We start from the raw sequence: 21,114 nt of genomic DNA on the forward strand, positions 1-21,114 counted from the left end.
CCGAGGGGTTGTGGCGGTTGGCGGGGTCTGGTTAAGGGCGTTTAGTTGCTTTTTTTTTCCTCGAACGAGGAGCCGCCGCCGGGCAGGGTCGCGGGGTCCTGGGGGGCAACGGACATCATGCCGCCCATGCCACCCATGCCGCCGCCCATGCCACCCATGCCGCCGCCCATGCCACCCATGCCGCCGCCCATGCCGCCCATGCCACCCATGCCACCCATGCCGCCGCCCATGCCGCCCATGCCGCCGCCCATGCCGCCGCCGGACATGCCGAACAGCGAGAGGGGGATGATGGCGAGGTCGGCGACCTGGTAAACGCGGATTTCGGTCGGCCGGTCCTCGGATTCCTCCGAGACGATGGTGAGCAGGCCGTCCTTGACCGTGTAGGTCATGGCCAGTTGCTTCAGGAGCAACCGCAGGGTGGTCTTGAGGGGGATGCCTTCCAGGTTGATCATGATCGGCGAGGCAGCGGTCTTGTCGGAATCCACCAGGCTCTGCGGGTCAAGATAGATCGGGATGCCCGTGGGCAGTCCGGCGGCCTCATCCTGGGTGCTCTGCTGGATGTACTTGAGCACGTCTTCGAGCGGGGTCTCGTTGGGGAAGGCCATCGAGATCCGCTCGTTGAGCTTGGAGAGGATCGCCTTGGTCTTCTCGTCGCGATCGAAAAGGTAGTCGGCGTTTCCGTAGCGGAGGATCCGCTTCTCGGAGACGGCCTGCCACGCGGCCCGCTCGGGATACTCGATGGTCCGGGTGTCGTTGAACGGCACGGCCGACCGATCGACGTCGGCCATCGTGAGCATGAACCGGTATTCCTTGAGCAGGTCGAACGAGATCGCCTGGGCCAGGAAGCCGGTCGTGTCGGCCGTGAAGACGCCCGCATAGGGGGCCAGGGCGTCCGGCGCCAGGGCGCGGGCGGCCTGGGCCCGATACCGGGCGTCGACGAACGGCTGCGTCGTGGTGTTGATGTCGCCGAGCCCACCGGAGGCGGAGAAGCGGTAACGCCCCTCCTCCATCAGGCTGTCATACTCGGCCATCAGGGTGTTGACCGTGTCCTGGTCGCGGGACAGGCGGTCCAGGGCCGCCGAGCGGGCGGTCTGGGAGGCGTAGATCCGATATCGCTCGGCGCGTTCCAGGTTGGTCCGCTCTTCGAGCCGCTCGGTCGCGCCGATCTGATTGCGGACCTCGTTTTCGAGGCGGCGCCGGGTGTCCTCGGGGATCTGATCGGAAGACGTGACCACCGTCAGGGCGTCGCGGAGGACCGACAGGCCCCCTTCGGGATTGCCGGCGTTGTTGAGGTCGCGGGCGGCCTGGAGCCGCTGCCGGACGTCGTTGACGAATGCCTGGCGGGCGACGTCGGTGAACCGCTGCTGACGCTCGATCGGGGATTCTTCCGCGATCGGCTCGGAGGTCGCCGGGGGGGCCATGGCCGGGGCCGGCTCGGCCGGATCCTGGAAGGCGACCTGCCGCACGGAATCGGCCAGGCCCAGGCCGGCGCGGGCCTCGGCGTTGTTCGGGTCGAGCCTCAGGGCGTTGCGGTAGAACGATTTGGCCTCTGCGGCGTTGCCGCGGGCCGACGCCTGGCGACCGAGGTCGACCAGCTGCTGGGACAGGGAAGGAGTCTCGGCGAAGGCCGCTGCCCCGGACAGCATCACGCCGCCCAACGTCAAGGGCCCGACGCCTCTCCACCACCGCGCGGTTCGGGACATGATCGGGGATCTCCAGGATGGGTCAACCGGGCCGCGGGAACGGCTCGGGCGCAAGACGTTCAAAGTAATCTAGTTTTCGCACGATCCCGGGACAATATGCCGCCGGGCGACAACTCGGCTTTCGAGAGGTTCGGCTTGAATCCTCTCGACTCCCCCCATTATGCCACACGGACGGGGCCGAGGCCCCCACGGCATCGGCGACGCATCGCCCCCGAGATGGGCGCGGGCAGCGTTCTCCGACTCATCCTTCCAACGCCCCCGGTTTGACAGGCGGGTCGCCGCGACCTAGAGCCAGGGAGAGGCGGATCGCGAATGGCCGAGCGACTCCATCGAATCGCGGCCGGGCCGATCCCACGCCATCCAGGATCTCCGGGGTTAGGTTCGCGCGACGGGGCCGTAACTCGCGTTGAGAGGAGGAGATGATCGTGTCCGACATGATTCCTGATGAGACGCGACCCGCGACGCCGAAATTCGATTTTTCTGCCTATCCCCCCGATTCTCTCTTTCACGAGCGCCGGAGCGGCCACGATCGTCGCCGGCCCATCGCCCCCGAGGCCGACGCGCCGACGCCCGATGTCGAGGCGGAAACCGCTGCCCCCTCCCGGGTTTCGCGGACGCGGAAGGATCGTCGGAGGCGGATCGACCCCACCACGTTCGAAAAACAATACACCGACGATGAACTCGAGTTCATGAACGCTGTCCAGCAGTTCAAGGTGCAATCGGGCAAGCCCTTCCCGTCGCACGGGGATGTCCTGCGCGTGGCCGCCAGCCTCGGCTATCGCCGGGTCGAGTGGGTGGACGGGGCAGGGGACGAGGATTCCTCGGGCGAGTCCGAGCCCGAGTTGGCGGCCATCGCCCCGGCATGAAACGCATTCGAAAGGCACAAAGCCCGAGGGGCGACCCGGGACCGGTAGGTCTCGGGTCGCCCCTCGGGCCATCCCATCATCCGGCCGGCCCGCCTCAGCGGGACAGGACCACTTCGTCACCGACCCGGGCCACGTCGGACACCTGGATCAGGCAGGCCCAGGCCGCGACGGCCTTCCGAGTCAGCTGGACGGCATTGGACAGTCGGTCGATCCGGCCGGGCTCGGCGGGGGCCGCGGCCAGTCCCTCGGCGGGCGGGAGGCTCGCGTCGTCGTGCGTCATGTCGGACGCGACGAGTTCTTCGGCCTCGACCAGGCCCACGTTCGGGGCGAGAGGCTCGACCTCATCGGCGGGCTCGGCGATGGCGACGGTGGCGGCCTCGATCCGGGCGGCCTCGGCCCGGGCGATTTCGAACTCGTCGCCGAAACGGACGGCCATCCCCTCGACCACGACCTCGAAGGTCAGGTCATCGACGGGGTCGGCCTCGGCCGGCTCGGGCTTCTCAGGCGATTCCGCAACGATCGTGGGGGCTTCAACGGCCTCCGCCGGCGCCTCCCCGATCAGCGGGGCCGAGAACTCTCCGACCCGGGCCGCGACCCACTCCCGCCCCGACCGGCTCCACGTCTGGACCTCCTGCGAGGTCGGCAGCTCGAATCCCATGCTCGCAACCAGGCTCACCAAGATCAGTCGAAGTCCCATCGTCACATCTCCTGAGTCGTTCGCCATGGTCAGCCCGGCGGGTCGGGCTTCGCTCTCTCCCGCGATGTTGAACATGATCGACTGGATAAGCCTGGCCCTTTAAGGGCAATGGGATCTTTCTTCGGATCCGCAAAGCTGATCCTACTCCAAAGCAGATGCGGGTTGCGGGTTCGGTCCGGGACCGGGGAGGGATTCGCGTTGTGAAAGGGCGGGAATATCTTAGGATGGCGCCGATTGCGGGATATTGACCGGAGCAGGGAGGGTCGGCATGGGCAGGAAAGTGCTGGTGACGGGCGCGGGCGGTTTCATCGGGAGCCATCTCGCCGAACTCCTGGTCCGGGAAGGGCATGAGGTCCGCGCGTTCGTCAAGTACAACGGCCGCGACGACCGCGGCCACCTGGATCGTCTCGACCCGGAGATCCGCGACGCGATCGAGGTCCATCGCGGGGACCTCAAGGATGGCGAGGCGGTGCGGTCGGCGGTGCAGGGGATGGACTGGGTGTTCCACCTCGGGGCGTTGATCGCGATCCCCTATTCCTATCAGAACCCGCTCGACGTCGCGCAGACCAACGTGATGGGGACGATCCACGTCCTGGACGCCTGCCGATCCAGCTCCACGCTCCAGCGAGTCGTGCTGACCTCGACCTCCGAGGTCTACGGGACCGCGCAGTATGTGCCGATCGACGAGAAGCACCCCCTGCGCGGCCAGTCGCCGTATGCGGCCACCAAGATCGGGGCCGATGCGTTGGGCGAGAGCTATCACCGGGCGTTCGGGCTCCCGGTCGCCATCCTCCGCCCGTTCAACACCTTCGGCCCCCGGCAATCGGCCCGGGCGATCATCCCGACCATCATCAGCCAGGCCCTGGCGCGGTCGACCGTGAAGCTGGGCAGCCTGGATCCGCGCCGCGACCTGACCTATGTGAAGGACACGGCGGCCGGCTTTCTGGCAATCGCCCAGTGCGACGCCGCGATCGGCCGGGCCGTGAACATCGGCCGGGGGGATGACCTCACCATCGGGGAGTTGGTGGAGAGGATCGCCGCGCGGATCGGCAAGCCGATCCGGGTGGAATCCGACCCCGACCGGGTCCGCCCGGCGGCCAGCGAGGTCGGACGGCTCCTGGCCGGGACGGCCTTGGCCCGCGAGCTCTGGGGCTGGGAGCCGCGCTACACGCTCGACCAGGCGCTCGACGAGACGATCGCCTGGGTCCGCGACAATCTCGGCCTCTTCCGGGTCGAAACCTACACGACGTGACCGGGGGCCGGCCCGGCCCCGGTTGCGGGCGGGCCGCTCTCTGCGGTAAACTCAGACTTCCATCCATCCAATGATCCGGGACGCTCGCTCATGCCGCTCGACTGGTCGCCACTCGCCCACCTGATCGCCACCTGCGATCGCTTCCTGGTGACCACCCACGTCCGCCCGGACGGCGATGCCCTCGGCTCGGAAGTCGGGATGGTGGGCCTGCTCCGGCAGAAGGGGAAGGACGTCCGGGTGGTGAACGCCAGCCGGACCCCGCCTCGCTACGACTTCCTCGACCCGGACGGCACCCTGTTCGAACACTATGGGACGCAGACGAAGCCGGAAGACCTGGCCGATCGCGACGCCGTGGTGATCCTCGACCTGTCCGCCTGGAGCCAGTTGGGCGAGGTGGCCGAGTGGGTGCGGGGCTTCGCCGGCCCCCGGCTGGTCATCGACCACCACGTCAGCCAGGATGACCTGGGGGCGACCTATCTTAAGGATACGTCGGCCGAGGCCACCGGCACCCTGGTCACCCAGGCCGCCGAGGCGCTGGGGGTGGCCCTGACCCCGGAGATGAGCACCGGCCTGCTGACCGCCATCGCCATGGACACCGGCTGGTTCCGCCACCCCAACACCCGGCCCGAGACCCTGCGCACGGCGGCCCGGCTGACCGAGTCCGGGGCCCGGATCGAGGAGATCTACCGGCTCCTCTTCGAGCGGAGCACGCTGGGGCGGCTCCGGATGCTCGGCGAGTCGCTGAGCAGCCTTCGCACCGACCTGGACGGCCGGATCGCCTATGCCACTGTGACGCGCGACGACTTCGCCCGCACCGGGGCCATCCCCCAGGATACCGAGGACCTGGTCGACTATACGGTGAGCGTCGAGGGGGTGGAGGTCGGGCTCCTGTTCATCGAGCAGGCCCGGGGCGGGATCAAGCTGAGCGTCCGCTCCCGCAACGGCCTGGACTGCTCCAAGCTCGCCGGCCAGTTCGGCGGCGGCGGCCATCGCGCGGCGGCGGGGGCCTTGCTCCCCGACCCGATGTCCGAGAGCGTGCCCCGGGTCCTGTCGGCGGTGCGCGCCGCCCTGGGCGGCTGATCCTCGCGAAAAACCCGCCCCGTTCGGGCCATCGATCGGCGTCACCCGCGCCTTTCCGATGGCCCTCGCGCTTTGTACATTAGTCACATTGGCACCCCCCGCCAGCATGCCCCGCCCCCGCGCCCCGCGCGCCCACCCTCCCCGGTCCAAAGGCCCGCGTATGCTCCATCGACGTGACCTCTACCGCCTGGGCACCATCGTCCTGGGCAGCGCCTTCTCGCTGGCGCTGGCGATCCCCGGGATCCGTTTCTTCGTCGATCCGCTCACCAAACGCGGCGAGGACGGCGACTTCCGGTTCCTGACGCGGCTCGGCCAGTTGAAGGTGGGCGAGCCCCAATCGTTCTCGATCCTCGCCGAGCGCCAGGACGGCTGGGTCCGCTACCCGCGGCAGCCGGTCGGGTCGGTGTGGCTGATCCGCCAGCCGGAGACCGCCAAGGAGCCGGTGATCGCCCTGTCGTCGGAGTGCCCCCACCTGAGCTGCCCGGTCGCGCTGGCCTCCGGGGGCAAGTCATTCCTCTGCCCGTGCCACGATTCGGTCTTCAACCTGGACGGCACGCGGAAGAACGCCGTCTCCCCCCGTTCGATGGACCAGCTCGAAGTGCGCCTGATCGGCGACGACGACCCCAGGATCGAGGTGAAATTCCTCCGGTTCCGGCCCCAGTCCCAGGAGAAGACCCCCCTTGCTTAATTCCCTGGCCAGCTGGTTCGATGCGAGGACCGGCCTGCGCTCGCCCTGGAAGAAGGCCCTCGACCTCCCGATCCCCGGGGGCGGCAACTGGCTCTATGCCGTCGGCGCCTCGCTGGTGGCGGCCTTCCTGATCGAGGCGATCACCGGCCTCCTGCTGATGACCACCTACAGCCCCTCGGCCACGACCGCCTGGGGCAGCGTCTTCTATATCACCGAGCAGATGGACCTGGGCTGGTTCATCCGCGGGCTCCACCGCTTCGGCGCCTTCGCGATGGTGATCCTGGCCGGCGGCCAGTTGTCCCTATCCGTGCTGACCGGCGCCTACCGCGCGCCCCGGGAGCTCCAGTGGTGGATCCTCCTGGGCCTGGTGGCCCTGACCCTGGTCCTGGGCGTCACCGGCAACATCCTGCCGTGGGACCAGCGCGGCTACTGGGCCGCGGTGGTCGAGATGAACATCGCGGGCGGGACCCCGGTGCTCGGCCCGATCATCCGCAAGCTGATCCTGGGCGGATCCGAATTCGGCAACCAGACCGTCACCCGGATCTACGGCCTCCACGCCGTCGTCCTCCCCGCGATCTACGCGCTCGGGCTGGCCGCCTCCGCAGGGTTGACCCTGAAGCATGGGGTGAACCGGCCGCGAAAGGCGACCGTGGACGGACCATTCTGGCCGAAGCAGGCCTTCCTCAACGGGGCCGCCGGGATGGTCCTGCTCGCGATCCTGTCGGCGATCGTCCTGTATCGCCACGGATACTCGCTGGATGCCCCCGCCGACCCCGCGGCCGAGGATTATCCGGCCCGGCCGGAGTGGTACTTCCTCTCACTGAACCGGCTGCTCCACCGCTTCACCGGCGAGAAGGAGATCATCGGGACGATGATCATCCCGGGGGCCATCGGGACGGTCCTGTTCCTGCTCCCGCTCATCGACCGGGTCCTGCCCCGCCGGTTGGCCCACCTCGTGGCCTGCGGATTCCTGTTCGCCATCGTGGGGGGGGCCGGCTTCCTGACCTTCGAGGCCGTGGCCGGCGACGCCCGGGACCCCGGCTTCCTCGCCGCCAGGAAACGGGCCGATCAGGAGGCGACGCGGGCCCGCGACCTGGCCATGCACCAGGGGATCCCGCCGGAGGGTTCCTCCTATCTCCTGGGGCGCGACCCCCTGACCCGGGGCTCCGCGATCTTCGCCAGGAAGTGCCAGGGATGCCACGCCTTCGACGGCGAGGTCAACGGCCAGCAGTCGGCCGCCGAGCTCTCCGGATTCGGGACGCGGGAATGGGTCCACGGCCTCCTGAAAAAGCCAGACGCCGATGCTTACTTTGGCAAGGCCCCCCAGTGTGACGGGATGCAGACCTGGAAGGAGACCTCGAAGCTCTCCGAGGCGGAACTCGGCGACGTGGCCGACTTCGTGGCGTCGTTCGCGGCGATCCCCCCGGACATGACCCCGGCGGAATGGATGGCCGAGCCGTCGACCCGGGAGCATGCCGGGTTCAAGCCGTTCCAGAACGAATGCACGGAGTGCCATACGATGGGCGATCCGGGCAAGCGGGATTCGATGCTCCAGCCCGCCCCGGACCTGTTCGCGTGGGGCTCGGGACGCTGGATTTCCCGCATGATTCGCCATCCCGGGGCGGCCAACCTGTACGGCTACCTGGAGGACGAGCAGAAGATGCCGTCGTCCGAGAACCAGATGACCGACGCGGATCTGGATACCTTGATCCGCTACCTCAAGGGGGATTACTTCCTCCCCCGGGCCATGCCCACGGGATCGGCCCTCGCGCCCGGCCCCTGATCCGCGACCGCGGGGGGTGGCCGGGCCGGGCCGGATTCGGGCCGGACCGGCTACCTGACTTCCCGTTCTCGTGAGAGGGAAAATCGTCACAAAAATAGCGTCTTTGATTGTAAAACTTCTTGAGTCGAACCGACACATCCGGTAGACTTCACCCACCTCAGGCGGTGCATCAAAGAGATGAATGAGATGCAAATGCTCATACATCGCACCGGCTCTCCTCGTTCGACCCAGTGATCATCCGAAGTGGAGCTGCCCTCGATCGCCGACTCCGATGTCGGCGACCACCCGGCCATCTCGGTTCGGTTCTCGATCTCTGGCCAACATGCGTGAATGTGGCGATTTTTCACCCGAGAATCCGCCACGCCATGGGCATCGAAGATCGATGCTCGTCGTCCCGACGCGACCCGCGAAGGTCGCCGCGAGGGATGGTCAACGAACGGATTTCGCTGACGTACAACGCAAGGAAAGGAAGCCACCCATGAGCGACCGTCCGATGATTGGCATCAACACCGACTTTCGAAACGCCGCGAAGGGCCGGACCGCCCACAGCGCCCTGGCCTGCTGCTATTTCGATTGTCTCCTTTCCGCCGGAGCCGTCCCCATCCTCCTCCCCCCCATGACCAAGTCGGATGACCTTTCGCCGATCCTGGACCGGCTGGATGGCGTCCTCCTCACCGGGGGCGATGACCTGGACCCGAAGAAGATGGGCCTGGCCCCCCATCCCTCGGTCACGGTGATCGCGGAGCGTCGCGAGACCGCCGACCGGCTGCTGATCAAGCTGGCCCAGATGCGGCGGATGCCGGTGCTCGGCATCGGCGTGGGGATGCAGCTGCTCAACGTCGTCAACGGCGGCGGCAACTATCTCCACCTGCCCGAGGACATGCCCCGGGGCCTGACCCATCGCGACCCCAAGGGGGGCATCCACCGCCATCCGGTGGTCATGGAGCGGGGCACCCGCCTGGAAGAGATCTACGGGCCGGGCGAGGTCCGGGTGAACAGCTATCACCACCAGGGCATCCGCAAGCTGGCCCCGATCTTCCGCGTCGGAGCGACCGCGCCGGACGGGCTGATCGAGGCGTTCGAGGGGAAGGATGCCGGGTGGTGGGTCACCGGGGTCCAGTGGCATCCCGAGCACGAGGCGAACGCCGCGCTCGACATGCCCCTGATCGAGGCCTTCGCCTCGGCCGCGGCCTCATCCAGGTCGGCCCCGACCCTGGCCCGGGTCGGCTGACCGGCCCCGCCGCCATCGCCGACCCGCATCGGGTCCCGGACGATCGCGGCTCATTCGTACAAAGGACGGGGGCAGCGGCCGTTGGGCCGCGTCAGGATCGCTTTGCCCAAGGATGGGCTAGAAGAGTAGCCGAAGATGGCGCCTCTTGATGCGATCCTCCCCCGTCCAAACTCATCGAGGCCGGCGGAACCTGGGCATGGCCCGGCTCCGCCGGCCTCGTTGTTTTGATGCGAAGTCAGCCCCATCGCGATCGCGGGACCAGGAAAGTCCCCGACGGCACGCCGGGGACGCGGTCCCCGCTCGCCCGCCGGGCGGCCTTCGCCTGCTCTCGATGTTGGGCCTCACCGGGCGTGTGCGGCGGCCCGCCATCCCGGCCCTGAGGCGGGCCGGATCATGGCCTGGGCCGGCGACGGATCTTCGGGCTCAGCGACGTGACGGCCGACGGCGGATCGAGGGTGTGGACGCCCGCAGGCCGCTCTGCCGCACGACGGCGACACGCCGAACATCCGATCTCGCCGAAGTCCTGCATCATCGCAGGATATGATGCTACGTTCACAGCGCCGGCGCACGTCCGGTTTCGACCCGACGAGACGCCCGCGAACGAGTTGGAACGGCGGCCGCGAAACCATCGCGCCGCCGCGTCCTGGCTCCCCGCGACATTCGCACTGTGGCGGCGGGGGAGGGGGGCGGCCCGGAGGTCGGGGGCCGGGCCCCCGTTGCCTCCCGGCCGCCCGCGGGTTCAGCGGCCGGCGACGGCGGCTTCGAGGTCGACCTGGACCAGGCCGGCGGCCTCGTTGGCCTGGCGGCGGAGGTCTTCGGTGATCCGCATCGAGCAGAACTTGGGGCCGCACATCGAGCAGAAGGCGGCGGTCTTGAAGGCGTCCTGCGGCAGGGTCTCGTCGTGCATCCGGCGGGCCGTCTCCGGGTCGAGCGAGAGGTTGAACTGGGCCTCCCAGTCGAACCGATAGCGGGCGCGGCTGATGGCGTCGTCGCGATCGCGGGCGCCGGGGCGATGGCGGGCGAGGTCGGCGGCGTGGGCGGCGATCTTGTAGGCCACGACCCCCTGGCGGACGTCCTCGACCTCGGGCAGGCCCAGGTGCTCCTTGGGCGTGACGTAGCAGAGCATGCTGGCGCCGTGCCAGCCGGCCAGGGCCGCGCCGATGGCCGAGGTGATGTGGTCGTAGCCCGGGGCGATGTCGGTGACCAGCGGGCCGAGCACGTAGAAGGGGGCCTCGTCGCACTCGACGGCCTGCTTCTCCATGTTCATCTGGATCTGATCCATCGGCACGTGGCCGGGGCCTTCGACCATCACCTGGCAGCCGCGGGCCTTGGCCCGGCGGGTCAGCTCGCCCAGGGTCTTCAGCTCGGCGAACTGGGCGGCGTCGGAGGCGTCGGCGATCGAGCCGGGGCGGAGGCTATCCCCCAGGCTCCAGGTCACGTCGTACTCGCGCATGATGTCGCACAGGTCGTCGAACCGGGTGTAGAGCGGGTTCTCCTTCTTGTGGGCGAACATCCACTGGGCGATCAGCGAGCCGCCGCGGGACACGATGCCGGTGACCCGGTGGGCGGTCAGGCCGATGTAGTCGCGGAGGATCCCGGCGTGGAGCGTCATGTAGTCGACGCCCTGCTTGGCCTGGTGCTCGACCATGTCGATCAGGTCTTGTTCGCTCAGGTCCTCGACCTTCTTGACCTTCTGGATCGCCTGGTACATCGGCACGGTGCCGACCGGCACCGGGCTGGCGGCGATGATCCGGCGGCGGATCGCGTCGATGTTCCCGCCGGTGGACAGGTCCATGACGGTGTCGGCGCCGAGCTTGACGGCCATCTGGAGCTTGGCCAGTTCGTTGTCGACGTCCGACGTGACGGCGGAGTTGCCGATGTTGGCGTTGATCTTGCAGGTGGCCTTGATGCCGATGGCCATCGGCTCCAGGCCCTGCTTGAGGTGTTCGCGGTTCGCCGGGATCACCATCCGACCCCGCGCGACCTCGTCGCGGACGAGCTCGGGCTCGATCGACTCGCGTCGGGCGACGTAGTCCATCTCGGGGGTGATTCGACCGTTGCGAGCCTCTTCGATTTGCGTCATGACGCGAACGACCTCCGACGGCGATCCGAGCGGACGAGGGACAGGATGGACCGGGCCGATTCGGGCCCAGCCACCGGCAAGGCTCCATCCTAGTCTCGCGGCCCGCCCCGGTCAATTCGCCCCGACGATGCGAACCGGGCGCGGGCGGCAATCCGGCGTCATTTCCCCTGGATCGGACGCGGCCCGCCGCCGACAATCCCTCGTGAGACGTCCCGATGCGTCATCGATCCCGCCCCCCGATCACGGGCTCGCCCCCCCTGTCGCTCGTGGAGTCCCCGTCGCATGACCGTCCCGACATCGAAGCCGGAACGCTCCCGCTCGCGCCGATGGCGATATCTGCTGGCCGCCCCCCTGGTCCCGGCCTCCCTGGTCGGCGGGGCGATGTGGTGGTTCACCGCCCCCCTGGAAGACCACCCCGCCGCGATCGGGACGGGCCCCGTCGCCGAGCCCACCCCGGCCCCGGCCGCCCCCGCGGCGGAGGTCGCGCCCGCCTGGCCCGACGGCCGACTGGAGGGAGAGCCGGCCAAGACGCTGCTGCTCGCGATCCTGGACCGGGCGGCGGCCCGCCTGGCCCGCCACGAGGGCTACACCGCGACCTTTCGCAAGCAGGAGCGGATCGGCGGGGAGCTGCTCCCCGAGCAGACCCTGGCCATGAAGCTGCGCAACCGGCCATTCGCCGTCTACTTCAAGTTCCTGGCCCCCAGGCCGGGCAAGGAAGTGGTGTTCGCCGAGGGGCACCACGACAACAAGGTGATCGCCCACAACGGCGACTGGACCCGGCGGCTCGTCCCCCGGCTGGCGATCGACCCCGGCTCGTCGCTGGCCCTGGCCGACAACCGCCACCCGATCACCGAGGCGGGGCTCCTGAACCTGACCAACCGGCTGGTCGCATTCCGCCGGATGGACCTCCAGGACTCCGACGCCGGCACCATCCTCGACCGCACCGAGGACGGGCGCTGGCTCCGCTCGGTCCACACGCACACGATCCCCAACCCGGAGCGGCCGTTCGCCCGCGTCGAGGTCCTCTACGACCCGACAACCATGTACCCGGCGCAGATCAGCAGCTACGACTGGCCGAAGCCGGGGCAGGGGGGCGACCTGCTGCTCGCCGAGCGCTACGCCTACGAGAACGTCCGGTTCGACCCGACGCCGACGGCCGCCGACTTCGACCCCGCCAACCCGGACTACGCGTTCCATCGGTTCTGAACCGGGCCCGTCCGCATCCCCCGCTCCCCCGCCCGGCGGGGCAGGGGCGCGGGGCCGGGCGACGCGGATTCCGCCCCGGCTTCCGAAACCGGCGGCCGAATGCACTGGCCCCGGCCGCCCGGCTCTGGCATCCTGGCGAGTACCCCAGCCGGGTGAGAATGCGTCGGGAGGTCTTCGCTATGTCCTCGATGGTCGTCCGATGCGGCGTGGCCGGTTGTCGCGAGCCCGCCACCTACAAGATCGCGGCCCCCTGGAGCGACGGGGCGTTCACCGAGTTGAAGACCTACGGGCACGCCTGCTCCGACCACCTCGGCCAGGTGTTCCGCGAGTCCGAGGCGCGGCGCGAGGCGTACGTCTCGCTGCCCAGCGAGTCCGTGGAGGAGATCGGCATCTACCGCTACGAGCAGGGCAAGCGCGATCGCCAGCTCCAGCGCCTCTGGGGCCTGGAGGAGAATTATCGGTCCTGATCCCCGACGGGCATCACCGGCACCACCCTGGATCCCCACACCATGACGTCCGCACCCCTGCCGGCCCGGCTGGCGCTCGCCGCCGGGGCCTTGCTCGCCCTCGCGTCGGCCCCCGCCCGGGCCGCCGGCCCGATCACGATCCGCGTCGAGGCCGGAGAACACGAGCGGGAGGGGACGCCGCTCCACGCCTCGATCCCGCGGGACCGGCTCGGCCCGGCCGTCCGCGAGGCCCTCGCCTCCGGTCCGGTCGCGCTGACGATGGCCGACCTCGACGAGCCCGGGCGGGGCCCGACGACGGTCCAGCTCGACATCGATCCCGGCGAACCGGAGGTCCCGCCCCGGGCCACCTGGATCCTCCCCCGCCCCTTGCCGGCCGGCGCCACCGCCCGGTTCTCGCTCGACGTCGTCACCCCGGCGCCCCCGGCGGGTCCGTGGACCCTGGATCGCTCGACGCCGGGCGCCATCGACCTCAAGTCGGGGGCCCGGCCGGTCTTCCGCTACAACACCGCGCCGGTGTCGAGCCCGAAGTACAAGGAAATCCAGGACCGGGACGCCTACCTGCACCCGGCCTACACGCCGTCCGGCACGCTGATCACGGGCGACTTCTCGTCCGCGCACCCGCACCACCGCGGCTTCTTCCTGGCGTATGCCGCGGCCCAGGTCGGGGACGCCAAGGCCGACTTCTGGAACATCCACACCGACAAGGGGAAGATTTTCTTCGAGGCCCTGGACCTGGCGGTCGCCGGCCCGGTCTCGGCCCGGATCGTCGGCCGCCACCGCTGGGACATCAAGGACGGCCCGGCGAAGGCCCACCGGACCGTCCTCCGCGAGCGCTGGGAGATCGAGGCCCTGCCGTCGCCCGACCCGAAGTGCTGGATGTTCGACCTCACGTCCCGCCAGCAGGCGGCCGACCGGCCGGTCACGCTGACCCCCTACCGCTACGGGGGGATGGCCTATCGCGGCCCCGACCCGTTCCTGAAGGGGACGTTGGATGTCCTGACCAGCGAGGGGAAGCATCGCAAGGACGGCGACCAGAAGCCCGCCCGGTGGGTCGACCTGACCGGGCCGATCGCCGACGGGTCGCCCGACTATGCGGGGGCGATGATCGCCGAGCACCCGACCAATCCCCACGCGCCGACCGTGGTCCGGATCCACCCCACGACCCTCCCCTTCTTCAGCTACGTCCCGGCCCATGACGCGGCCCTGGAGCTGTCGACGACCGCGTCGACGACGTTCCGGTATCGCGTCCTGATCCACGACGGACGCCCGGATCGCGGCCTCGACGAGCGCGTCTGGCGCGACTTCGCCCACCCACCGAGGGTGGTCGTCGAACCGGTCGCGGATTGATCGTTTTGGGGTGCCCGGGCGCACCTGCGGCGGCCCGGCCAGAGGCCCCGCAGCCGTCACGACCGGAGCGACCGGACCAGCCGGTCCAACAGGCCGCGACGCGGCCATTTCCCCCGCCGCGATGTGGGCCGGGCTCGGGGTCCGGGACGATACAAAACCCGGTCAAACTTGCCTCGGATGAACGGCGGGAGCCGGGAGTTCGGGGTGGGGTTGTGTCCGCGGGATGCGTCGCTGCCCGGAACGGCCGCGGCGCGTGAAAGGAGTCGTCCCGAGGGTCCGAGACCCGACGGATCGGACGGGGAGAGCGGGGCGGCGTCGGCTTCGGCCGGCCCGCATCGGCGACCCGTCCCGACGAACAGAAGGGAAACAGGAAGTGAACATCGTCACGACCCGCTTCGGCATGATGCATGTCCAGGAGGGGGATCTGTTCCGCATCCCGGACGGCCTGGTCGGGTTCCGTGCCTTCACGCAATTCGTCCTGCTGCCAGACCCGGTCGCGGCCGGCCTGACGTGGTTGCAAAGCGCAACCGCGCCGGAACTCGCCTTCGGCCTGATCGCCCCGCCCCTGGCGATCGGCGATTATCGGGTGGAACTCCGCCCGGGCGACCGGGCGGCGCTGGAGCTGGACGAGGAGCGCTCGGCGCTGACCTACGTGATCCTCAACCGCGGCGACGGGGGCGGCCTCACGGTCAACCTCCAGGGGCCGCTGGTCTTCAACCCGATGCGTCGGCTCGGCCGGCAACTCGTGCTGACGTCCAGCCGCTACGCGGTGAGATACCCCCTGGCCGCCCACGCCCAGGCACCCACCCTGCTGCACGCCCCGGCCCCCCTGCGGGCCACGGCGTGATGCTCGCGGCCGGCCTCGCCGGCGACGTCCCATCCCGAGCCCCGTCGAGGTAACCCCGATCGCCCGGGCAACGTGACCATGGACGGTCATGGGTCTGGTTGGCTGGAGGAAGGAGCCTAGAAAATGCTGGTCCTGTCCCGACACCGCGACGAAAGCATCATCATCGGCGATGACATCGTCATCACCGTGGTGGATATCCGGGGCGATAAAGTTCGCTTGGGGATCGCGGCCCCGATCGAAATCTCGGTACACCGCCAGGAGGTGTACGAGGCCATCCAACGCGAGAACAAGCAGGCGAGCCGACTGGATCCCCAGGAAGCCCGCCAGCTTGAAAACCTGGTCCCTCCGCTCCGGCGCGACATCCGTCGCACCCGGACCGAAGGGGTCTGAATCTCGCCAGGACGGCGGGCTGACCCTCGGGTCTCGCCCTCGCCACCGCGATCGTCCTCATCCGCCGGACGCCCGGCCCCGAGTCATCGGGGCCGGGCGTCCGACGTCGTTTCGAACCGCCTCGCCGTCCCGAGGTCGGGGCAGGGGGGCGGTCCGGGCCCTCGCCGCCGGCTCAGTCCAGGTCGATCATCAGGTTCGACGCGTCCGCCTCGCCCCCCAGGCCGCTCAGCCAGGTGGGATCGTCGATGTTGAGCTGCGGGATGTCGTCGTCGATCGGCTTCGCCGGCCGCCGGGCCGGGGTCGGCGCGGGAGGCACCCCCGCCGGCTTCGCGGCCGCGGCGGGGTCGGCCGTCGGCTGCACGCCCTGGCCCGCCTTCTCCGACGGGGAGGGGAGGTTGTCGGGCCCGAGGTAGACCCGGAACTTGCACCGGCCGAAGCTGATCCGATCGTCCGGGAGCAGGGCCGCCCAGCGGATCTTCTGCCCCTTGACCTTGGTGCCGTTGGTGGTCGCCAGGTCGCGGATCACCAGCAGGCCGTCGGTCTTGACCACCAGGCAATGTCGCTTGGAGAGGCTGGGGTCATCCAGCACGACGTCGCAGTAGGAGCGACGCCCGATGACGGTCACGTCCCGGGTGATCGGGATCGGCGGGCCGCCGGCGATCGGGATCAGTTCGGCCTTCATCACCGACCTCGGCGTTCTCGGAAAGTCGGACGCGTCCCGCACTCGCTCGGAATTATATACCCGGGAGTCGAAAGCACCATCTCTGTCGTGGCACGGAAGCAACCGACCGCCCGGAATGGACAGATCCCCGGCGCCGGCCGGGGCTTTTCCCACGCTTTCGAGATGTTGCCCAACCAATCTGGCGCGGGATTCGTAGGATGGAATAGGGACTGGCCCCGCGTGTCGCCGGGCGCGTCCCCTGCGGAGCGAAGCACCACATGATGTCCATCTCGACCCCGATGATCCGCCGAGGCATGGGGGCCGCCCTCCTGTTCGGCGGCCTGGCCTCGGCATCCGCGTGGGGTCAAGATCGCCCCGCGGCGGACCCTTCCAATCCACCCGCGATCGACCTCGTCGCTCCCACCGGCATGCAGCCGGCCCCCGCGGCCACGGGACCGACCACCCTGGCCCCGCTCGACGACGTGAAGCCGGCCGAGGCCGCCGCGCCGTCGACCGACCTCGCCGCGGCCACGACCGAGACGGGCATCCCCGACTACAACGCGCCGGTCGAGCCGGACACCAGGCCGGTCAAGCCGGCCGCCGAGGGCCCGCTCCACGAGGCGTTCCTGTCGCCGGTCCGCGACCGCGAGCCCGAACACGTCCCCAAGGCCCCGCCCGCGCCGCTCGAAGAGCGCCCCGGGGTCGAGCCCACCGATCCCGGGGCCGTCTGGATCCCGGGCTACTGGGTCTGGGATGCCGGCAAGAAGGATTTCGTCTGGGCGACCGGCACCTATCGGATCCCGCCGCCCGGCCGGTTCTGGGTGAACGGCTACTGGAAACGCGACGAGCAGGGCTGGTCCCGCGTCCCGGGCTTCTGGAGCGATCGCCAGACCGATCGGATCGACTGGCGCAAGGATGGCCCGCCGACCACCCATCCCCCGGATGAGGTGGGCAAGTCCCCCGGCGAGGACTACTTCTACATCCCGGGACACTATGCCCCGGACGGCGACGGCGTGGTCTGGAAGAAGGGCTACTGGGCCAAGTCCCAGCCCGATTGGGCCTGGGTCCCCGCGCAGTGGGTCCGCCAGCCCGAAGGCTGGGCTTTCCAGGAAGGGTACTGGGACCGGACGCTCGAAGATCGCGGCACCCTGTTCGCCCCCGCGCTGGTCTCCGAAGAGGCCCGTCAGCAGGGCGTCACCTACCAGCCCGTGACCCAGGTGACCCCCGAGACCTTCGGCCAGCTCTACGGGGCGTTCGGCCGGCCGAACTCCTACTATGATGGCTATCCCGGCTGCTACTTCGACGAGTCGGGCAACTATTACGGCTATGCCAATTACGGCAACCTCGGCACCTACTACGGCTACCTGGACTACCCGTACAACACCTATGCCGGTGCCAACTACATCAGCACCGCCGTGGGGGGCTATGGCCTGGGTTATTACCCCGGCTATTACGGGGGCAGTGGGCTGGGTTTCGGGCGATTCGGGGGCGGCCTGCTGGGCGGGCTGTTCACCAACCTGGCGTACGGGTTCGGCTCATCGTACTACGGCGGGTTCGGCACCGGATACTATCCCGGCTACCTCGGTGGCCTGGGATTCGGCGGCCTCGGCTATCTCGGCGGGCTGGGCTATGGGCTCGGCTTCTTCCCCGGGTACGGCGGCTATGGCGGGTTTGGCGGGTATAATCGGTTCGGATACGGCGGCCGCAACTGGTACGGCCGCAACGACAATCACCATCGTCCTCCGTTCTACCCCGGCCATCAGCCGGGTCGGGGCCCCGGCCAGGGCAACTGGAACGGCGGCGGCGGGCCCGGCAACTGGAACGGCGGCGGCCGACCCGGGGGCGTCCGGCCGGGCTTCCCCAACCAGAATCTCGTGAACAACGCCGTCCGGAATGCCACGATCAACACCGGGGTCGTGAATCGGAACCCGAAGCAGCCGGTCGCGCGCAATTCGTTCGTCAACCACGTCGGCAATCCCAGCGACCTGTCGCGGATGCTGCGGAACCCGGCCTCCCTGCCGCCGGCGGCATCGCGGCCCTACGGCAATGCGTTCCGGGGGCCCAACACGGCGGCGAATACGCCCAATCGCGGGATCGCCCCCAACACGTCGAACTGGACTCCCGGCTACAACGGGGTCCGCCGCAACACGGTGAATCACACCACGGCCCGGCCTGCCTTCAGCTCGGGGTCGAATTCCGGCCCCATCGGCCGTCCCAACGGGACGCTCTCCGGCCCGATGCAGAACTCGATCAACTCGTTCCAGAGGGGCGGCAACCCCGCGAACCTCGGCAATCGGAGCACCCCCGGCGGCCTCAACACTCTCAGGCCCGGGAACTCGCCCAACCTCGGCCGGCCCGGCCCGGGGGGAGGCCCGTCGCAGAACAACTTCGCCCGCTCGGGCGTGGGGTCGAATCCCTTGCAGGGATTCACCGGCGGCAACCTGAACCGGCCCCAGGGGACCATGGGCGGGATCAACCGGACGCCCGGCTTGTCGGGCAACAACCTGAACGGACTCCAGGGTTTGAACCGATCGCCGAATGTCGGGATCGGCGGGAACCCGAACCTGGGCGGTGGCCGAGGCAATCCCAGCCCACTCGGCGGGGCTCGGCCCAACCTCGGCGCAGGGGCGCCGCGGCCCAATCTCGGCGCGGGGGCGCCGCGGCCTAACATCGGTGCGGCCCGGCCCAATCCCGGCGCCGGAGTGGGCGGACTTGGCGGGGGGGCCCTGGCGGCGCCGCGTCCGACCAACAGCTTCTCCCCCCGCCTCAATCCCAACTTCGCCGGGGCCGGCAGCTTGAACCGGCCGGGCGGGGCGTCGATGGGCGGCATGAGCCGGCCCGGCGGCGGATTCGCCGGTGGCCCGGCCATGGGCGGCATGGGCCGGCCCGGCGGCGGATTCGGCGGGGCCCCGGCCATGGGCGGCATCAACCGCGGCGGAGGGATGGCCAGCCCGGGCGGAGGGTTCGGCGGCCGTCCTGGCGGCGGATTCAGCGGCGGCGGACCCCGCATGGGAGGGTCGCCGGGCGGATTCAGCGGCGGCGGACCCCGCATGGGCGGCGGTGGCGGGGGCGGTGGCCGACCCGGTGGCGGCGGCGGTGGCGGGGGCGGACGCCGTTGATCCGCCCGCAAGCTTTTCGAGTTGGCCGATGAAACGAGGGCCGGCCCCGGTTGATTCCGGGGCCGGCCCTCGACGCTATCATCCTCGGCCGCGGATCAATGGCGGAAGTGGCGACGCCCGGTGAGGATCATGGCCAGCCCCTGCTCGTCGCAGGCGGTGACCGTCTCGGCATCGCGCTTCGAGCCGCCGGGCTGGATCAGCGCCGTGACGCCCGCCTTGGCGGCCACGTCCGGGCCGTCGCGGAACGGGAAGAAGGCGTCGGAGGCGAGGACCGCGCCGCGGGCCTTCTCGCCGGCCTTCTCCACGGCGATCCGCACCGAGTCGAGCCGGCTCATCTGGCCGGCACCGACGCCGATCAGCTGGGTCCCGCGCACCAGGACGATCGCGTTGGACTTCACCGCCTGGCAGACCCGCCAGGCGAAGCCGAGCGACGCCCGCTCCTCGGCGGTGGGCTGACGCCTGGTGGCGACGGTCCCGGAGGCCGGGTCGGGCTCCATCGCGTCCCAGTCCTGCACCAGCATCCCGCCTTCCACCCGCCGGAGGTCGAACCCCGAGGGCGGGGGGGCGTCGGGGCCGATCGGGGCATTGATGGCGACCAGCCGGACGCTGTTCCGCCACGTCGGCTTGGTGGTCAGGATCTTGAGGGCATCCTCATCGAACCCGGGGGCGACGATCGCTTCCAGGAAGCGGTTGGGCGTGGCCATCCGCTCGGCCGTGGCGCGATCGACGGTCCGGTTCAGGCCGACGATCCCGCCGAAGGCGCTGACCGGGTCCCCCTCGTAGGCCAGTTCGAAGGCCTCGGCGAGGTCGCCGGCCACGGCCGCCCCGCAGGGGTTGTTGTGCTTGAGGATCGTCGCGGCCGGCTCGGCGAAGTGGCGGATCAGCCTCAGGGCGCTGTCGAGGTCCAGCAGGTTGTTGTACGACAGTTCCTTGCCGTGGAGGATCGACGCGGTGGCGAGGTTGGCCCCGCCCGGCCCGGACTCCCCGTAGAAGGCCGCACGCTGGTGCGGGTTCTCCCCGTACCGCAGGACCGCCTTCCGCTCGAACCGGAGCGAGAGGGTCGGGGGGAACGGCTCGGCGGCGGGCGTCTCCTCCGAACCCCGAGACAGGTAGTCGGCGATCGCCCGCTCGTAGCGGGCGGAGAGCGTGAAGACGTCGCGGGCCAGCTTGCGGCGGAATTCCAGCGTCGTCCCGCCCGAGGAGCGGAGCTGCTCGATCAGCTCGCGGTACTGGGCCGGGTCGGTCAGCACGGCGACGTGGGCGTGGTTTTTGGCGGCGCCCCGGATCAGGCTCGGGCCGCCGATGTCGATGTTCTCGACCGCCTCCTCGAACGTCACCCCGGGGCGGGCCACGGTGGACTCGAAGGGGTAGAGGTTGACGACCACCAGGTCGATCGGCTCGAAGCCCTGCGCCTCCAGGGCCGCGAGGTCCTCGGGGACGTCGCGGCGGGCGAGGATGCCGCCGTGGAGCCGGGGATGGAGCGTCTTGACGCGCCCGCCCAGGATCTCGGGCTGGCCGGTGTAGGCGGAAACCTCGACGGCTTCGAGGCCGGCGTCCGTCAGGGCGGTGCGGGTCCCGCCGCTGGCGAGCAACTGGACGCCCCGGGCCGCTAGCTCCCGGGCCAGATCCACCAGGCCCGCCTTGTCGGACACGCTGAACAGGGCACGGCGGATCGGAACAACCTCGTCCTTCAT

The 21,114-nt window shown here is 69.9% G+C and carries 17 protein-coding genes; 12 read left to right on the plus strand and 5 right to left on the minus strand.

Features of this window, described 5'->3' with window-relative positions:
- Positions 1-41: 41 nt before the first annotated feature.
- Positions 42-1,703 carry a tetratricopeptide repeat protein gene (locus TA3x_RS06405; RefSeq protein ID WP_435019411.1) on the minus strand — a complete coding sequence of 554 codons (1,662 nt, stop codon included), beginning with the start codon at positions 1,701-1,703 and terminating at the stop codon, positions 42-44.
- A gap of 419 nt (positions 1,704-2,122) precedes the next feature.
- Here TA3x_RS06405 and TA3x_RS06410 point away from each other — a divergent pair, with 419 nt between their 5' ends.
- Positions 2,123-2,569 carry a hypothetical protein gene (locus tag TA3x_RS06410; RefSeq protein WP_435019413.1) on the plus strand — a complete coding sequence of 149 codons (447 nt, stop codon included), beginning with the start codon at positions 2,123-2,125 and terminating at the stop codon, positions 2,567-2,569.
- A gap of 94 nt (positions 2,570-2,663) precedes the next feature.
- Here the strand turns inward: TA3x_RS06410 and TA3x_RS06415 are convergent, their stop codons facing one another.
- On the minus strand, positions 2,664-3,266 hold the full coding sequence (locus TA3x_RS06415) for a hypothetical protein (protein WP_435019415.1): 603 nt from the start codon (positions 3,264-3,266) through the stop codon (positions 2,664-2,666).
- A 268-nt stretch (positions 3,267-3,534) separates the two neighbouring features.
- Here TA3x_RS06415 and TA3x_RS06420 point away from each other — a divergent pair, with 268 nt between their 5' ends.
- From TA3x_RS06420 to TA3x_RS06440, 5 genes are all read left to right on the plus strand, one after another.
- Positions 3,535-4,518 (plus strand): GDP-mannose 4,6-dehydratase, encoded by a 984-nt coding sequence (locus TA3x_RS06420; protein ID WP_435019417.1) that lies wholly within the window; start codon positions 3,535-3,537, stop codon positions 4,516-4,518.
- Positions 4,519-4,608: 90 nt separating this feature from the next.
- Positions 4,609-5,598: a DHH family phosphoesterase gene (locus tag TA3x_RS06425; protein WP_435019419.1), complete on the plus strand. Its 990-nt coding sequence runs from the start codon at positions 4,609-4,611 to the stop codon at positions 5,596-5,598.
- Between the two features lie 160 nt (positions 5,599-5,758).
- Positions 5,759-6,286, plus strand: a complete 528-nt coding sequence (locus tag TA3x_RS06430) for a ubiquinol-cytochrome c reductase iron-sulfur subunit (RefSeq protein ID WP_435019421.1) — start codon at positions 5,759-5,761, stop codon at positions 6,284-6,286.
- Positions 6,279-8,069: a cytochrome b N-terminal domain-containing protein gene (locus TA3x_RS06435; protein WP_435019423.1), complete on the plus strand. Its 1,791-nt coding sequence runs from the start codon at positions 6,279-6,281 to the stop codon at positions 8,067-8,069. Before TA3x_RS06430 ends, TA3x_RS06435 begins: the two co-directional genes overlap by 8 nt.
- A gap of 478 nt (positions 8,070-8,547) precedes the next feature.
- Positions 8,548-9,300, plus strand: coding sequence for a gamma-glutamyl-gamma-aminobutyrate hydrolase family protein (locus TA3x_RS06440; protein WP_435019425.1), 753 nt, complete (start codon positions 8,548-8,550; stop codon positions 9,298-9,300).
- 739 nt (positions 9,301-10,039) lie between these two features.
- Here TA3x_RS06440 and thiC read toward each other — a convergent pair.
- Positions 10,040-11,383, minus strand: a complete 1,344-nt coding sequence (gene thiC / locus TA3x_RS06445; RefSeq protein WP_435019427.1) for a phosphomethylpyrimidine synthase ThiC — start codon at positions 11,381-11,383, stop codon at positions 10,040-10,042.
- A gap of 282 nt (positions 11,384-11,665) precedes the next feature.
- On the opposite strand from thiC, the gene TA3x_RS06450 reads away from it, so the two are divergent.
- From TA3x_RS06450 to csrA, 5 genes are all read left to right on the plus strand, one after another.
- A complete protein-coding gene (locus tag TA3x_RS06450; RefSeq protein ID WP_435019428.1) occupies positions 11,666-12,589 on the plus strand; it encodes a DUF1571 domain-containing protein in 924 nt (307 codons plus the stop codon).
- 179 nt (positions 12,590-12,768) lie between these two features.
- Positions 12,769-13,056, plus strand: coding sequence for a hypothetical protein (locus TA3x_RS06455; protein ID WP_435019430.1), 288 nt, complete (start codon positions 12,769-12,771; stop codon positions 13,054-13,056).
- 42 nt (positions 13,057-13,098) lie between these two features.
- Positions 13,099-14,403, plus strand: a complete 1,305-nt coding sequence (locus tag TA3x_RS06460) for a PmoA family protein (RefSeq protein WP_435019431.1) — start codon at positions 13,099-13,101, stop codon at positions 14,401-14,403.
- Positions 14,404-14,776: 373 nt separating this feature from the next.
- A complete protein-coding gene (gene fliW, locus TA3x_RS06465) occupies positions 14,777-15,250 on the plus strand; it encodes a flagellar assembly protein FliW (protein ID WP_435019433.1) in 474 nt (157 codons plus the stop codon).
- Between the two features lie 123 nt (positions 15,251-15,373).
- Positions 15,374-15,640: a carbon storage regulator CsrA gene (csrA, locus tag TA3x_RS06470; protein WP_435019435.1), complete on the plus strand. Its 267-nt coding sequence runs from the start codon at positions 15,374-15,376 to the stop codon at positions 15,638-15,640.
- A 172-nt stretch (positions 15,641-15,812) separates the two neighbouring features.
- Here the strand turns inward: csrA and TA3x_RS06475 are convergent, their stop codons facing one another.
- A complete protein-coding gene (locus TA3x_RS06475) occupies positions 15,813-16,322 on the minus strand; it encodes an FHA domain-containing protein (RefSeq protein ID WP_435019437.1) in 510 nt (169 codons plus the stop codon).
- A 257-nt stretch (positions 16,323-16,579) separates the two neighbouring features.
- On the opposite strand from TA3x_RS06475, the gene TA3x_RS06480 reads away from it, so the two are divergent.
- A complete protein-coding gene (locus TA3x_RS06480) occupies positions 16,580-19,420 on the plus strand; it encodes a hypothetical protein (RefSeq protein ID WP_435019439.1) in 2,841 nt (946 codons plus the stop codon).
- A gap of 95 nt (positions 19,421-19,515) precedes the next feature.
- Here TA3x_RS06480 and purH read toward each other — a convergent pair whose 3' ends face one another.
- Positions 19,516-21,114, minus strand: coding sequence for a bifunctional phosphoribosylaminoimidazolecarboxamide formyltransferase/IMP cyclohydrolase (gene purH, locus TA3x_RS06485; RefSeq protein WP_435019441.1), 1,599 nt, complete (start codon positions 21,112-21,114; stop codon positions 19,516-19,518).

The organism is Tundrisphaera macrotermitis (genome assembly GCF_051175315.1).
In the GTDB taxonomy this organism is placed as follows: Bacteria; Planctomycetota; Planctomycetia; order Isosphaerales; family Isosphaeraceae; genus Tundrisphaera.